Source organism: Butyrivibrio sp. AE2015, assembly GCF_000420825.1.
In the GTDB taxonomy this organism is placed as follows: Bacteria; Bacillota; Clostridia; order Lachnospirales; family Lachnospiraceae; genus Butyrivibrio.
Map to the genome: position 1 here is coordinate 58,910 of NZ_ATVR01000008.1, position 15,621 is coordinate 74,530.

The window sequence follows — 15,621 nt, forward strand, 5'->3', positions numbered from 1 at the left end:
TAAAGAGCGATAAAATAAAATATATATATACAGAATTTAGATAAAAGAAGTGCGAAGTATTGGTGAACCTTGACAAGTTCATACTTTACATTTGGGTGGGGATATGCTATTGTATCAAAGCAATCTTACATACATAGTGTTCGTGGCAATTCGCCAGACTATTCCCATGATTGACTTTTGAACTAACGATGATCTCTTTTTACGGTCTTTTTGTGTCTTGGAAGTCTTCTTATATCTTACCTATGTGTGTTGGATATTGTAATTACATACATAAAGGAGAAAAGAATTGAAAGAAAATGACAAAAAGAATAATCCAGCCTATTCTGAAACTGCATACGATGATGCATTCAGAACCATGGAGGGACGCTGTAATGATTTATTAATACCATTTGTAAACTATATGTTTGATGAAGAATATGATAAATCGGCAGTGGTAAAAAGACTACGAAACGAACATTATATTGAACATGAGGATGGCTCAGAAGAGAAAAGAGTAACAGATTCTTTTTTTGATATAACTTGCAATAATATCACCAAAAGATATCATCTGGAATGCGAAAGCAAAAAATATGATGGGATAATACTTGTAAGAGTATTTGAATATGGAACTCAGATTGCTATCGATAACGGAGAAAAGAGTTTATATAAAGCAAGATTTACTTTTCCTGAATCAGGCGTGTTACTTTTGCGAGCAGGAAATGAAGTTGCTGATAAGGCTACAATTGAAATAGCGTTGCCCAATGATAAGGAAGTATCATATGACATACCATTACTAAAAGTGTCGGATTATAGCATTGATGAGATTTTTAGTAAGAAGCTATATATGTTGATTCCTTTTTATATTTTTAACTTTGAGAGAAAACTTCCGGTAATTAATTGCAACGAAGCTCAAATTGACGACTTACTTGGAATTTATGAAAAGATTTTTCTGAGATTGAAGCAAGAGCAAGAAGTTGGCAACTTGTCAGCACTTTCCTATGATGCTATCATAAGGTTAACATATAGAGTTGCGTACAAACTAACGATGAAACAGGACAATGTTCAGAAGAAAGTGGGTGACGTTATGGGTGGAAAAGTATTAGATCTACCATGCTTCAGAGCATATGATCAAGGATTAGAAGAAGGTATAGAACAAGGTATAGAAGCCTTTATCGAAGATAAGTTAGAAGATGGTATTTCTACTGATATAATAAAAAGCAAACTGTGTAAGAGATTTGAAATCTCAGAAGAAAAAGCAAATGAGTATATAAATAAAGTGCTCAGTAAAACAGAATAATAATGATAATGACTCCCAATGTAAGGTGTGAAATCTTATGTTGGGAGTTTTTTTATTTAATAGAGTAGGAAATTGCTTCGCAAATCCTATTAAATAAAACCGCCAAGAAGTGCATATGAAGGAAAAAATATGGACTCAGAAAAGATTTTTGTGACCAGATCATCAATGAGGAATTTGAATTTATACAGGGAGACGTAAAAGATTACAATACTTGTTTTTAGGCATGTGAAGGGATTGATTTTATTCTCCACGAGGCAGCTTGGGGGAGTGTGCCCAGAAGCATCGAGATGCCACTTTTTTACAGTGCAAATAATATTACCGGCTCTCTTAATATGCTGGAAGCGGTACGTCAGAATAAGGTTAAACGGTTTGTCTATGCATCATCCTCGAGTGTTTATGGAGATGAACCTAATCTACCCAAGACAGAAGGACGGGAAGGGAATTTGCTTTCTCCATATGCTTTGACAAAACAATGTGATGAGGAGTGGGCGAAGCAATATACAAGACATTATGGTTTGGAAACTGTTGGGCTTCGATATTTCAATGTATTTGGTAAAAGGCAGGATCCAAATGGTGCATATGCTGCGGTAATACCAAAATTTATTAGCCAATTGATACGTGGAGAACGTCCGACTATTAACGGAGATGGAAAGCAGAGCAGGGACTTTACATACATAGAAAATGTTATAGAGGCAAATCTGAAGTCTTGTGTAGCTGGAGAAACAGTGGTTGGAAAGAGCTACAATATTGTTTACGGTGGTCAGGAGTATCTGATAGACGTTTATAATTATATCTGTAAAGCACTGGAAGTCTCGATTGAACCAATATTTGGATCGGACAGGGCAGGAGATATTAAGCATAGTAATGCTGATATATCGAAGGCGAGAGAGAAGATAGGTTACGATCCAGAATGGAGTTTTGAGCGCGGGGTTGAAGAGGCTATTGAGTGGTATTCAACAATCAAATGAAGGGGCATATCATGGAAAAACAGAGAAATATTCAATTGTTTAAGGCGAAATATGATATTGAAGCTTGCTTAAAAGAAATTAGAGAGTGTCTTGAAATTGGATGGACAGGAATAGGATTTAAAACTGTAGAATTCGAAAACAAGTGGAAAGAGTATACGGGTTATTCAAATGCCTTTTTTACAAATTCCGCAACAGCTGGTCTTTATCTTTCATTAGATATCTTAAAAGAAGAAAACGGTTGGGATGAACATTGCGAGGTTATTACTACGCCTATAACTTTTGTCTCCACGAATCACGCAATTCTTAAAGCGGGGTTATGCCCTGTTTTTGCTGATGTCGATGATACCCTGTGTTTGAATCCAGATGAAGTTGTTAAGAAAATAACACCAGCGACAAAAGCGGTTATGTATGTCGGTATGGGAGGGAATGCAGGACATATTGATAAAATAATAAATATTTGCAGGGATCATAATCTCAAGTTGATCCTAGATGCCGCACATATGTCGGGAACAAGGTGGAATCAAAAAATAGTTGGAAGGGAAGCGGATGTAATCATAAATTCTTTTCAGGCCGTGAAAAATCTTCCTACTGGCGATAGTGGAATGTTGTGCTTTCAGAATGATGAGTATGACAAGATAGCGAGGAAGAAAGCGTGGCTAGGAATTAATAAAGACACATATCTTCGCTCGTCGGATGGTGGTAACTACAAATGGAAATATGATGTCGAGTATGTAGGAGATAAATATCACGGTAATTCCATCATGGCATCTTTAGCTATCGCCCAACTCAAACATTTAGATGATGATAATGAATACAGAAGGAAACTTGCTTCGTGGTATGAAGAACAGTTGGTGCGGCTTGTCAAGGAAGGAGGGATACGGTTAATTCATATCCCAAATGAATGTATATCGAGTCGCCATTTATTTCAGATAGTTGTAGATAAAAGAGATGAATTGGTTGATGAATTAAATGAAAATGGTATATATCCTGGAGTTCATTATGTGGATAATACGGAGTATAAAATGTATAGTTATGCAAAAGGAACATGTCCTGTAGCACATTATTATAGTGAACATCTAGTTTCGTTGCCAATGCATTTAGATCTTAATCGAGATGACGTTGAGTATATATGCGAAATTATACGAGGAGCAATTGTATGAGGAAGATTCTTTTGTGGGGAGCTGGTCGAGTTTGTGATTACTTTTCAAAGAAAATTAAACAGTTTTATGAAAATGAAATATCTATTGTTGGTATAACGGATAGTTATCGCACGCATGAAGATATGGTTAGCAAACGGGACTATATTGATTTGATATCCTTTAAAGAAACAGAATTTGATGATGTGGTAGTTACAGTAGGATCATATGATACGTTTCTGCGTATAAAAAAGTTCATAGAGGACATAACAGAGGGCATAAACAGTATACATTGGTATAAGGATTATGAAGGGGAACTTAGACGGCAGAGGATTATAAAAAAATATAAGGGTGTAGATGGCATGGAAGAGACGCTTGAGTGGATTTCCAGAAACGGATTGAGTACGCGAAACCAGTTTCAAAATCAAAAGAAGATCATATATGAAATGCACCTTGATAAAATGAATGGATATCCTTACATAGTTTTTGAGGATAAAAAGGTTTATTATCCTCGTGAATACTGGATTGAGAAACCTGAAAATGAAAGGCATATAGTGAATTTTGAGGAAGATAATCAGTATCCAGGAAGTCCTCATTTGTATACATACGAGGGACACGATATCCATGAGGGTGACTGTATAGTAGATGCTGGAGCTTGTGAAGGCAACTTTTCAATTAAGTATATAGAAAAAGTGAAAACAGTTTACCTAATAGAACCTGATACGAAATGGAGAAAGCCATTAGAATTAACTTTTACACCATGGAAAGAGAAGTGTCGGTTTATATGGAGAGGTCTAAGTGATCATTCTGGAGATGAGAGCATAGATCTGGATACTATATTTCAAAATGAACTTAAACCGGATTTTATAAAAATGGACATTGAAGGAGCTGAGTGCAGAGCGTTGTTGGGAGGATTGGATGTAATAAAAAATGCTCATCCTACGATGTCGGTTTGCTCTTATCATAGAAAAAATGACGAGAGAAATATTAGATTTATTCTAGAAGCTCTGGGATATAAAACGCATATATCAAATGGAACAATGTTTTATGCTGATAAAGACATAGATTGGAGCCTTGATTTTAGAAAAGGTATGGTATACGCAGATTGGGGAGATAATTGAAAATGAATATTCTGATAGAAGGTATTAATCTTGAGAATTATTACTCAAAGGAACATGAATCTTTTAAGAATGGGCTCAGAACTATGTACGGAGCTAAAGTTTGGGGCAAAGGATACGAGAATTATGATCCTGAGGTGGACTCGTTTCTGGAAATTCGAAGGAGAACCTTTGGTGATGAAGAGATAGACTTGTTAATAATTATGGGAGCAAATAATTATGGATTCAAGGATGGTATAGGCGCCTCTTATAATGTTGAAAAGGCTGAGGAAGGATTTTATTATAGGGATCTTGAAAAGCTAAAGTGTAAAAAGGCGGTATTATTATACGATTTTTGGTCCGAAGCTGAATGTAAAAGGGAAGAGTATTTTGATTTTATTCTAAAGAATCAGATTGATATTATTTTTACTTTGTTCCGATATCCGCTACATATTTGGAGATTATATCCGGATATCATAGATCGAATGATATGGTTGCCACCTAGTTTTAATCCAGGTATTTTTAATGATTGGGGAATGGAAAAGAAATATGATGTAGGCAATCTAAACTCGGGAATTTTTTCTGCGGATTCTTTTTATCCGGAGCGCCATAAGATGCATAAAAAACTTCTTGAAATGAATGATATCACCTATTTGTATTCCAAACATCCAGGCGGTGGTTTTCATAAAGAAGGGGATCCACTGATTGGAAAGAATTTTTCTAAAGCTATCAATGAATGTAGGATTTTTGTGACATCAGGTCATGAAGTATATAAAAATTTCACTTCGAAATATGTTGAAATAATGGCATCAAAAGCATGTCTCTTTACAACTGAATGCCTGGATGAAGATGTAATCGGGCTAATAGATGGATGGAATTGTATCAAAATAAGTGAGAGTAATTTTGAGGATAAAGTGCATTATTTTTTAAAACATAAGGATGAATTAAAAGCGATCTCAGAACGAGGATATAGGCTTGTAATGGAGAAATATAACTGTTATGCACAGGCCAATTATGTGTACAGAAACATAACAAGGTGACGCAAGAGGACTTTTGTTGAGGAGTAATAAGCGAATGATGTCTGTAGATGCAAAAATAGCCATTAGTAATTGTTGTATTGTGGACGATGGATTCTTGTGGCTTTTTTCAGAGGGAACGAAGGCATTAATGAAAGTATCGATTAGCAGTGGAGAAATATGTGATTATTATTTTGTTCCGGAAAGAAGCCAAAAAGAGTTGTTCTATAGAATGATAAAGTGCGCTGAGCATATATTTCTTATACCTTTCAATTCCACTGAAATGTGGGCGTTTTCTCTCTGTTCTAGTGAATGGAAAAAAGTGGATATAGGACTTGATTTGAGGGAAAAACAATTAAAATCAAAGTTCTATTCTGCTGTTGCATTTGATAATAAGATATATATGTTTGGTTGGAGTATACCAGGCATTATTGTGTACGACTGTATATCTGAACGATATCATCGGATTACCGATTTTTTAGAATATATAAATGATAGACGAATTATTTTTCATAAGGCAATGTGTGTTGATGAAGAAAAGATCTATTTGCCGGTATTCTTGTCTACTCATATTATTTGTTTTGATTTAAGACTTCAGAAATCTAGTGTTATTGAGATGCCAATTATTGCTGGGAAAGACTGCCCTGTGATTGAAGTTGATTTCCCGATAATAAAACTATACTCGATTGATGGAAAAGAATATGGAATTGACGAAGATGGAAGACAATATGAAAAGGAGATTTCTTGTTTCTCAGTTGGAAGACGAAGAGAGCCATTACTAATAGATTATTATGGTGAAACAAAGTTTTTAATACCAGAAGCATTTGCAATGATTGTCATTGCTAATAATACTAATAAAGACATGATAAAGTTGGACTATGCGAGTTCGGGTGTATATCCAGATGGTGAGATGTCAAAATTCACTTTTGCAGAAAAAACTGAGGATAAAATCTTTTTTCAATCTCGAACAGATGGAAGAATCTACATTTTTGATAAGTTAAAACGAAATATTCAGGAAATAACAATGAATATCTGTGACGGTGGTAAAGAAAAACTTTATAAGAGTATTCGAAACAGTATAAATATTAACGAAATTGTAGATGAAAGAGAGATGAGTTTGGAAAGTTTTATTATGATTATATCAAAAGAGGGTGATGATGATGAGTCATAATTCGGAGATTGATTTCAAACGACAAATAAGGGGAGGGATTCCCAATAATTTATCATCTGCCAAGGTTATAGTTCCTTTGTTAATAGAGGCGGTAAAACCTCAAAGTGTTTTGGATGTTGGATGCGCTACAGGGACTTGGCTTAACGAATTTAGAGAATGTGAAAATAGTATTAGAATTCAAGGGATAGATGGAAAGTGGATTTTAAATCAGAAATTGCAAATTAGTTCATCGGAGATTGAATTATATGACTTTGAGGATACAACATGTTGTCCAATGAGTGTATGGGGCGATGATATACATTATGACTTAGCGCTTTCGCTTGAAACGGCAGAACATATATCATTAGAGAGAAGTGACTTTTTGATAGACACGCTTGTTAAAGCAAGTGATGTTGTATATTTTTCTGGAGCAACACCTAGAAGCGGGGGAGTTCATCATGTTAATGAAAGATGGCAGAGCTATTGGGTAAGAAAGTTTAACGATAGGGGGTACATAATGGTTGATTATGTTAGACCTAAGGTTTGGAATAACAAAAGAGTTGCATATTTTTATGCTGAGGAATCTTTTGTATTTGTCAATGAAAATAGTATAAGCAAATATCCTTTATTAAATAATTACGTCAATGAACCTATTGTCGATATTATTCATCCGATTCATTTTTTGAACCAAATTATAAAACCATCGCATGAATGGTCGTATTTAATTGATATTCAAAAAAGATTATTTAGGTCATATTCCGAAAAAATACGTAAAGATTTAAGGAAGGAGACCAGTAAATGAAGAAATCAATAGTAGCTGTATTGTTTGCAATTGTTACTGCAGAAGCATTGCTTATAAATAAATACAGAAAACGTTTCTTAAAGCAAAGAGATGAGTATTTGAAATTTACAGAGTTTTATCAATTATTACTGCAATGGGTTAGAAATTATAGAGATGGAAAGCATATAAAATCATATTTTGAAAAAAACGATTTCAAAAGTGTAGCTATTTATGGAATGAAGGAACTTGGCATATCATTTTTGGAGCAGTGTGAAAGGGAGAAGATAAATGTGAAATATTGCATTGATAGAGACGCAGATAGCATACATTTGGATGTAGATGTTTATAAACCGGATACTTACTTTGGTGATGTTGATGTAATAGTAGTTACTGCGATACATAATTTTTGTGAAATAGAATGCTCTTTAAAGAAAAAAACAAGTGCAAATATCGTTTCGCTTGAAGATGTTATTTGGGAGTTATAACATCTTCCCTTTTGATATCTGGTGTACTTAATACTACATATGGGATTTGAAGATGGATAAAACTAGAGCGTTATTACAAAAAATAATTGGTTATGATCTATGGCATGTTGATACGAAACGCAGTTATGCCATAGACACAGTTTATAGAATAAATCAATTAATAATCAATGATGAGATTGGTGATGGTGAGATTGTAGAAATAGGTTGTGGGTTAGGGGATATTATATCGTCTATTAAGACTCCGTATAAGTTAGGAGTTGATATTGATACAAAATGTATACAAGGAGCCAAAATTCTTCATCCCTTTACGAAATTTATATGTGGTTCATTTGGAGACATAATTGATAGGAATATTGCTGTGCTGATTATTTTAAATGTTTTTCATTTTATACCTCCTGATAAAATGTATAATTCATTGAATTGTCTTATGGAAAACAATGAGATTAGAAGGGTTATAGTGGATGAGGTTCAATCTCCACCGTATCAATATCACTATGATTTTATGTCCATTATGGAAAAGTATGGGTATGGGATGGAATATAAATCTCAGGGCTATATGGCTGAGGGGGGAAGTAGGCGAAAAGTGCTACACTTTCTACGTGGTATAAATTAAAAGGAATCGAGAATTATAATGGTGAAAAAAAATATTGCTATAATGATTAATTCATTGGTTGCCGGCGGAGCAGAACGAGCAGCAATTACGCTTGGAGAGTACTTATGCAGGCAGGGGCATAGTGTTTTTTATTTTCTATTTACTGATAATCGAAAACCTTTTTTTAAGGTTGAGGGAAAGATTGTTAAAACATATATTTTTTTCCCTTTTTCGAGTGATTTAAGTCAGAAAGATAATATTAGAGAGTTGTTTTTTTCTGCGTATTCTTTGTATCAACTAAAAAGAAAATATCAAATTGATATATCAATATCCTTTATGGAGGCGTGGAATTTTCTTAATGTATGTTCAAAATGTAAGGATAAGTTGATTTTGAGCGTGCGCACTGTAATATCAGAAAGAACTGAGTATTCTGGGCTGTTATATGATCCCGTATGGATAAAACGATTATATAACCGGGCGGATTCTGTTGTTGCTGTGAGTGAATATGTAAAGGAAGATCTTATAAGGAAATACGGAATAAAGAGAAAGATAACCACTGCTATACCAAATGTTTCGAGAACATATCCGCTTATTAATAATTACAGGGAATGGATAGATGGCGATAAGGCGATTGTTACTATTGGAAGGATGGATGTTGTTAAACAACAGGAACGAATTATAAGAGCATTTTCTGAGATTATAAAAATGAATAAAGATGCAAGACTCATAATTGTGGGGGATGGTAAGCAGATGGGGTTTTTAAGGAAAGTCAAACATAACCTTGGGTTGGATGATTACGTAAAACTGCCGGGGACAGAATCTGATATAGGGTTCTATTTAAAGAATGCAAGAGGATTTGTTCTTGCGTCTAGGGTTGAAGGCTTTCCAAATGTGATTGCAGAAGCGATGGCTTACGGTGTGCCAATTATCACTACGGATTCACCAGGGGGGTGTGGTGAAATTGTAGGAAAGGAAACATCATCTGATGAGCTTCAGTTTTGCAAATATGGAATACTGACTCCATATATAAAGGGGAATGCTACAATTGAAGAAGAAATAAGCAGGGAAGAAAAAATCCTTGGCGAAGCAATGAGTAAGATTATTCAGGACAATGATCTTTATAGAAAATATGCTGATATGTCTTTGAAAAGAGCAAATGATTATTCAGTAGAAAACATTATGTGCAAATGGGAAAAAGTATGCGGATTGAAAGACTGATAGGATGATGGAAAAATTTTTTATTATCACAGTTGATACGGAGGGTGATGATATATGGCATGTGACTGATATCAAAGCTCCGGTAGAAACCAGAAATGCGGAATATATTTATAGATTCCAAAAATTATGTGAAAAATACGGCTTTATTCCTACATATCTGACAAATTATGAAATGGCTGAAAGTAGACCGATGGTGGAGCTTGGCAGAGAAGGGGTAAAGAGAGGCTCTTTAGAGATTGGGGCGCATATGCATGCGTGGAATTCCCCACCGTATTTTCCACTAATAAAAGCACCTGTCAAAAGAGGAAAACCATATTTGGGAGAATATCCAGGGAAAGTAATTTATCGAAAGATGGAGTATTTGACCAAATATCTCGAGGATACCTTTGGATGTCCGATTAAATCTCATCGCGGAGGGAGATGGTACTTGGACTCACGTATTGCAGAATCACTGGTAAAACTGGATTATGTTGTTGACTGTTCTTGCACGCCGGGACATGATTGGTCAAGACAATCTGGATGGACCATGGGAAGTGGAGGAACGGACTGGTCTTGTTATGGAAGCAGACCGTATGAACTAAAGAATAGTAAAAAACATAGTGGTGATTGTAAGAGATTAGTTGAGTTACCAGTTACATCTATCTCAAAGAGAAATGACGGTGTAAGGGCATGGTTTCGACCTAATGGTAAAAATGGACAGCAACTTTTGGCAATGCTGGATATATTGCGCAAGATGGATTGCCCATATATAGAATTTATGATTCATTCCTCTGAACTGATGCCCGGGGGAAGTCCAACATTCATACAAAAAGGGCAAATAGAGAAACTATACTTTGATATGGATGCTCTATTTTGTGAGTTGAAGAAATGTGGTTACAAGGGAACCGGAATCACGGATTACGTGATAAATCATTTATATGAGGAGAGAAGCTGTGAAAATCCTGATTTATTTGATTATAGTGTTTTTGGCGGTGATAGTAGGTGCGATTTTGGGCGTGGCTATTATTGGGAAGCAATATGAAAAGCATTGTATGGTGATTAGCAAGAAAGCTGATTGGCTTTCAGATCTGTCTGTAATGCAGACACGATGGTTATGGCTTTTACAGAACGGAAAAACAGTTGCTGATTATTGTAACAATAACGGGTACAGACGAGTGGCAATTTATGGAATGAGTGAGATTGGCTACGCTTTACTTGATGAGTTGAAGAGTGGCGGTGTGGAGATTCCATATTGTATTGATAGAAATGCAGATAGCATATTTGCAAAAGTTGATGTAAAGAGACCGGATGATGTCCCTGATGAAGTAGATGTTGTTATCGTGGCGGTGATTCAATACTACGATAGCGTGAAGAATACGCTTGAAAAGAGAGTAACTTGTCCGATTGTATCTCTCGCAGATATTGTTTGGGAGGCATGACTTTTGAAAGAAGATTATCTAAAAAAAGCAAGAGAGGAAAATTGGAAGATTTGCACATATGGTCTTGGATACTTAGGGAAAAGACTTAGACATATAATACCAGAATTGTTTGGATTAAAACCGGATTTTTATTGTGATAGCAATGACATTAAGGTTAAAGAAGCTGGATTTGAAGATGCTGATCCTATTTATAGAAATGAATTAAAAATGATAAAGGAGCCAATCATTGTATTTATCCTGACGGACGACCCATATGATATTGAGATACAGAATGATTTAAGTACAAACAAAAGTCTGTTTACTTACACATTGAGGGAACTGGCGCTGATGGACCAAGTTATTCATGTTTTTTATGGTGATGAATTATTTGAGATGTATAAGAGGCTCTGATTGTTAATGAGAGGATACTGAAGTTGAATAAAAGGATTGCCGTTTATACCTGTGTTACAGGAAATTACGATAATATCAGAGAGCCGCTGGTGAAAGAGGAATGTTGTGATTATTTTATCCTATCCGACACTCCTATGACAGATTTGAAATGCTTTTGTTTTCTTAATGTGGATGAGTTTATGCCGAATTCGTCCATGAGTCCAAAGGATAAGAACAGATACGCTAAGATGCATCCGGATGAGATTTTCCCTGAATATGATTACTCTATATATGTGGATGGCTCCATCCAGATTGTAAGACCGATATCGCATTACATTTCTAATATAGGAGAATTGGGTCTTGCAATCCATAAACATAGGGAACGGGATTGTATTTATTCAGAGGGCATATTTTTGACTTGGCTTGGGGCGGTTGATAAAGATGTACTTATTAATGATATACGCCGGTATATGGAAGCAGGGCTACCAAGGCACTTCGGGATGTTTGAGTGTGGGATGATTGTCACGGATTTGAAAAATCCGAAAGCAATACTTCTTTACCGGGAGTGGTATGAAGAGTATATGGCTGGAGCCAAAAGAGACCAACAGGCACTAATCTATGTATTGTGGAAAAACGGTCTGACCGTCGATATGATAGGTGACCTTGGTGGTAAATACACTATTCTTACCAATCCAGATATCAATTGGAATCGGAGTGCACATTATCGAGGATGAGAAAATGGGTAACAACAGATTTGAATCTGCAATAGGAGAAATAAACAGATACATCAGTGATGATGAATCAAAGTATATTTTTTCTCAGAGGGTTATGTACAGTTTGACGCAGGATGAGTATTACGTTCATTGCCTGGGAGAAAGATTTAAAGAGGAGTTTTTGTCAAATGCTGACTGGAAAAACTATATAGCGAGGTTAAAAGAAAAAGAATCTTCTGGAAAGATGATTATATACGGAGCAAAAGGTTATGGAAAAATGACCATCAAATATACACCTCAAGTTCGATGGGATTATGTTATGGACAGAGATGTTTCGGAATTGGAAGTGAATGGTGTCCCTGTTATTCCGATAGAATCCATTAGGGATTATGCAGATATAGATTCTGATTATTTCGTAGTTCCCTCAATGCGTTACCGAGAGGAAATGACGGAGAATCTCCGCGCAGTGGGCATAAAGGATGAACATATTATTGATGGTAGCCTGATTTGGAGAATTACAGAGGGTAGACAATACTTTGATTTGAGCATGTTAAAACCAGATAGTAGTGGCGAGAGGTTTGCTGATCTTGGTGCGTGTGATGGAATGTCTTCTGTGGAATTCTTGAGATGGTGTGGTGGCAATGGATATTGCTACTGTTTTGAGCCGGATAGAAAGAATATAGATGTATTAAAACGCAATATGCAGCAGAAAGGCATTAATGCAGACAAGGATTTTTCTCTTATAGAAAAGGGTGTATGGAGCGAAAGCACCGAATTATTGTTTAATGAAAGTGGCTCGGCAGATTCACATTTTGTATCAGAAATGGATGATTCAGCTGACATACACAGGGTGCAGGTTGTTGCATTAGATGATGAGTTGAAAGATAAAAAGGTGACTTTTGTTAAGATGGATATCGAAGGAGCTGAATTAGAGGCACTTCGCGGCGCAGAATCCATTATTCGAAAACAAAGACCTAAATTAGCAATATGCGTCTACCATAAACCGGAAGATATTTGGACAATACCAATGTATATTTTAAGTTTGCGAAATGATTATAGACTGTTTCTGCGTCATTACTCTTTCGGGGGCACTGAAACAGTATTGTATGCTATCTGAGGAGGCGCATTAAGTTGAATCTTGCGATATTTGGGGCTCAGGGCTATGCCCTTGGAGCTTATGAAGCAGTAAAAACATTATATTCGAAGCGAGTGATCCCGTACTTTATGGTAAGTGCAATGGGAAACAATGCTTCTATGCTTGGAAATATTCCTGTTCGAGAGATTGCTGATGTCTCTTCAGAATTATCGCAGGCTCAGAAGGATTCGCTTGAGGTGATTATTGCTACTCCTGAGAATGTACAGCCGGACATAGAAGAAACGTTGGAGAACTACGGTTTTAAGCACTATAGTCGCCTTGATTCTGAACGATGGGGCGAGCTGATGAAGATGTTTCATATAAAGTTGGGGCGTTTTCTACCTTTATCGGCATTACCGGTAGGCTATAATATGCCATTTACACGGATATATATGGCTAAGTCTCATGTAGATAGACCGCTTACGAATCCTCTAATACTGCCTGAATATGTATATCCAATACAGGCAGGTGCAGCTTTGACCGACATAAGAATCGCAGATATTACGGATAATAAAGGTGAGAACATTTCAGAGAAGAATGTTAATTATTCTGAGTTATCAGCGTTATATTGGATATGGAAGAATAAGCTTTGCAAGACTGGAATTCCAGAGGGTGAAGAAGGGCAGTATTATGGATTGGCTCAGTACAGGCGGATGCTTGTGTTTTCATATGATGATCTTTTGAGATTACCAGACAATGACGTGGATGTTGTGTTGCCATATCCGATGCCGTATGAGCCGAATATCCATGCGCATCATGAGCGGTATCTAAAAGAGGTTGATTGGAATGCATTGCTGACAGCGCTAAGGGAAATGCAACCGGAGTATGCAGAATACTTTCCGCTGGTATTAGAGCAACAGTATCTCTATAACTACAATGTTATTTTGGCTAAGAAGCCAGTTCTTAGAGAGTATTGTGAGTGGCTTTTCCCGATTCTTGAAAGAACTGAAGAGTTGTCGGTTCCAAAGGGAAGCGACAGGTCGGATCGTTATATCGGGTATATGGGGGAGACGTTGGAAACCCTCTACTTCATTAAAAATGCAGAAAGACTGAATGTAGTTCACACAGAATGTAAGCTATATGTATAAGGATCATGTTTTATGGCTAGAACCGAAAAGGAAAGACGGACGTTATGAAGCTCGTTATATAGAAAGCCGGGATGAAAGCGGTAAAGCAGTGTACAGAGCTGTTTATGGCAAAAGTAAGGCAGAAGTCCGGGAAAAAGTGGAAAATGCCAAAAGAGAAATGATAGGAAACCCTCCGGGCTTGATATGAAGCAAATTTTTTTTCGCCAGTATTTTTCACAACAAAAACTCTATCTCATCCAAAATAGGCTTGAAATCAATCTGGAGTTTTCCGTCATATAATCCTACTGGCACTTTGTCCTCGAAACCATAAATGGATACATCAAAGTCGTGGGCGAAGTCATAAACTATGATCTTAAGTTTGTCCGGATCTACCATCCAATATTCTTTCACACCAGCATTTTCATATTTTACGAGTTTGAGAGACATGTCTTTTCTTCTGGTTGTAGAAGATAAAACCTCTACAATAAAGTCAGGGCATCCAAATATATTTTTCTTAACTATCTTATCTTTTTGGCAGATGATCATGACGTCTGGCTGGACCATGGTTTTATCATCCATATCTAATTGCACATCACATGGAGCTATAAAAACCATGCAGTTGCCATTATTTTTATCGATGAATTTTTTTATCTGAATGGACATGTTCAGTGATATTATCTGATGAATCGTAGATGGGGCACTCATGTCATAGAAAACACCATCAATCAGCTCTACTCTCTGATCGTCAGGAAGAGCGTAGTAATCATCAAGAGTGTATTCCCCGGGCTTTTTTGATATTTGAGATAGCGCATGATTTCTATGTGTCTGTTTGCCAAAAGCAGGTTCATCTTCTCTGAGAATATTAGTATCGTATTCGGGCTTCAAAACCTTTTCAAGAGCGAGTAATGTGCCATATCTTGGCGATGATGTTATTTTTCCGAGGACCTTTTGGACAGTACCAACCGGAACGCCGGAAAGAGATGCAATCTGCGCGTAAGTTAATCTCAGTTGGTTCTTTTGACGTATCATTTCGTCCACTGTCATCATTAGAATGTCCTCCTTAGAAAATTTGTTTGGCATAATGATAATATAAATTGGATGGAGAATCAACCATAAATGGATTGATTGTGACTTATTAATATCCAATAAATATCCAACAAATATCCATAGCTGCTCCTTACGGGTTCAATGGTTTTGTAT

At 36.2% G+C, this 15,621-nt stretch carries 17 protein-coding genes; 16 read left to right on the forward strand and 1 reads right to left on the reverse strand.

What is annotated here, in order from left to right; all coding sequences use genetic code 11:
• Nucleotides 1-286 precede the first annotated feature (286 nt).
• The 16 genes from G585_RS18840 to G585_RS0106040 all read left to right on the forward strand — a co-directional run bounded on the left by G585_RS18840 (nucleotide 287) and on the right by G585_RS0106040 (nucleotide 14,442).
• Complete coding sequence (locus G585_RS18840) at nucleotides 287-1,276, forward strand: hypothetical protein (protein ID WP_022773681.1); 990 nt, start codon at nucleotides 287-289, stop codon at nucleotides 1,274-1,276.
• A 233-nt stretch (nucleotides 1,277-1,509) separates the two neighbouring features.
• Nucleotides 1,510-2,244, forward strand: coding sequence for an NAD-dependent epimerase/dehydratase family protein (locus G585_RS17345; RefSeq protein ID WP_330361375.1), 735 nt, complete (start codon nucleotides 1,510-1,512; stop codon nucleotides 2,242-2,244).
• A gap of 11 nt (nucleotides 2,245-2,255) precedes the next feature.
• Nucleotides 2,256-3,404: a DegT/DnrJ/EryC1/StrS family aminotransferase gene (locus G585_RS0105975; protein WP_034481449.1), complete on the forward strand. Its 1,149-nt coding sequence runs from the start codon at nucleotides 2,256-2,258 to the stop codon at nucleotides 3,402-3,404.
• The gene (locus tag G585_RS0105980) at nucleotides 3,401-4,501 is read left to right on the forward strand and encodes an FkbM family methyltransferase (RefSeq protein WP_022773685.1); all 1,101 of its coding nucleotides are present in this window, start codon (nucleotides 3,401-3,403) and stop codon (nucleotides 4,499-4,501) included. Before G585_RS0105975 ends, G585_RS0105980 begins: the two co-directional genes overlap by 4 nt.
• Before the next feature lie 2 nt (nucleotides 4,502-4,503).
• Nucleotides 4,504-5,517 carry a glycosyltransferase gene (locus tag G585_RS0105985; RefSeq protein ID WP_022773687.1) on the forward strand — a complete coding sequence of 338 codons (1,014 nt, stop codon included), beginning with the start codon at nucleotides 4,504-4,506 and terminating at the stop codon, nucleotides 5,515-5,517.
• Between the two features lie 34 nt (nucleotides 5,518-5,551).
• Nucleotides 5,552-6,664, forward strand: a complete 1,113-nt coding sequence (locus G585_RS0105990) for a hypothetical protein (protein ID WP_022773688.1) — start codon at nucleotides 5,552-5,554, stop codon at nucleotides 6,662-6,664.
• Nucleotides 6,651-7,445 carry a methyltransferase domain-containing protein gene (locus G585_RS0105995; protein ID WP_022773689.1) on the forward strand — a complete coding sequence of 265 codons (795 nt, stop codon included), beginning with the start codon at nucleotides 6,651-6,653 and terminating at the stop codon, nucleotides 7,443-7,445. Before G585_RS0105990 ends, G585_RS0105995 begins: the two co-directional genes overlap by 14 nt.
• Nucleotides 7,442-7,909 (forward strand): hypothetical protein, encoded by a 468-nt coding sequence (locus tag G585_RS17350; protein ID WP_022773691.1) that lies wholly within the window; start codon nucleotides 7,442-7,444, stop codon nucleotides 7,907-7,909. Before G585_RS0105995 ends, G585_RS17350 begins: the two co-directional genes overlap by 4 nt.
• 52 nt (nucleotides 7,910-7,961) lie before the next feature.
• On the forward strand, nucleotides 7,962-8,522 hold the full coding sequence (locus G585_RS0106005) for a class I SAM-dependent methyltransferase (RefSeq protein ID WP_022773692.1): 561 nt from the start codon (nucleotides 7,962-7,964) through the stop codon (nucleotides 8,520-8,522).
• Nucleotides 8,523-8,540: 18 nt separating this feature from the next.
• Nucleotides 8,541-9,719 (forward strand): glycosyltransferase, encoded by a 1,179-nt coding sequence (locus G585_RS0106010; protein WP_022773694.1) that lies wholly within the window; start codon nucleotides 8,541-8,543, stop codon nucleotides 9,717-9,719.
• 4 nt (nucleotides 9,720-9,723) lie between these two features.
• On the forward strand, nucleotides 9,724-10,740 hold the full coding sequence (locus G585_RS17355; RefSeq protein ID WP_022773695.1) for a deacetylase: 1,017 nt from the start codon (nucleotides 9,724-9,726) through the stop codon (nucleotides 10,738-10,740).
• A gap of 10 nt (nucleotides 10,741-10,750) precedes the next feature.
• Complete coding sequence (locus G585_RS0106020) at nucleotides 10,751-11,137, forward strand: hypothetical protein (protein WP_022773696.1); 387 nt, start codon at nucleotides 10,751-10,753, stop codon at nucleotides 11,135-11,137.
• 3 nt (nucleotides 11,138-11,140) lie between these two features.
• Nucleotides 11,141-11,527 (forward strand): hypothetical protein, encoded by a 387-nt coding sequence (locus G585_RS0106025; protein WP_022773698.1) that lies wholly within the window; start codon nucleotides 11,141-11,143, stop codon nucleotides 11,525-11,527.
• Nucleotides 11,528-11,550: 23 nt separating this feature from the next.
• Complete coding sequence (locus G585_RS0106030) at nucleotides 11,551-12,240, forward strand: glycosyltransferase domain-containing protein (protein ID WP_022773699.1); 690 nt, start codon at nucleotides 11,551-11,553, stop codon at nucleotides 12,238-12,240.
• A gap of 4 nt (nucleotides 12,241-12,244) precedes the next feature.
• Entirely contained in the window at nucleotides 12,245-13,336 is a 1,092-nt protein-coding gene (locus tag G585_RS19865) for an FkbM family methyltransferase (RefSeq protein WP_022773701.1), read from the forward strand.
• Between the two features lie 14 nt (nucleotides 13,337-13,350).
• Nucleotides 13,351-14,442 carry a DUF4422 domain-containing protein gene (locus G585_RS0106040; RefSeq protein WP_022773702.1) on the forward strand — a complete coding sequence of 364 codons (1,092 nt, stop codon included), beginning with the start codon at nucleotides 13,351-13,353 and terminating at the stop codon, nucleotides 14,440-14,442.
• 213 nt (nucleotides 14,443-14,655) lie between these two features.
• Here the strand turns inward: G585_RS0106040 and G585_RS0106050 are convergent, their stop codons facing one another.
• On the reverse strand, nucleotides 14,656-15,468 hold the full coding sequence (locus G585_RS0106050; protein WP_330361374.1) for a Uma2 family endonuclease: 813 nt from the start codon (nucleotides 15,466-15,468) through the stop codon (nucleotides 14,656-14,658).
• Nucleotides 15,469-15,621 lie beyond the last annotated feature (153 nt).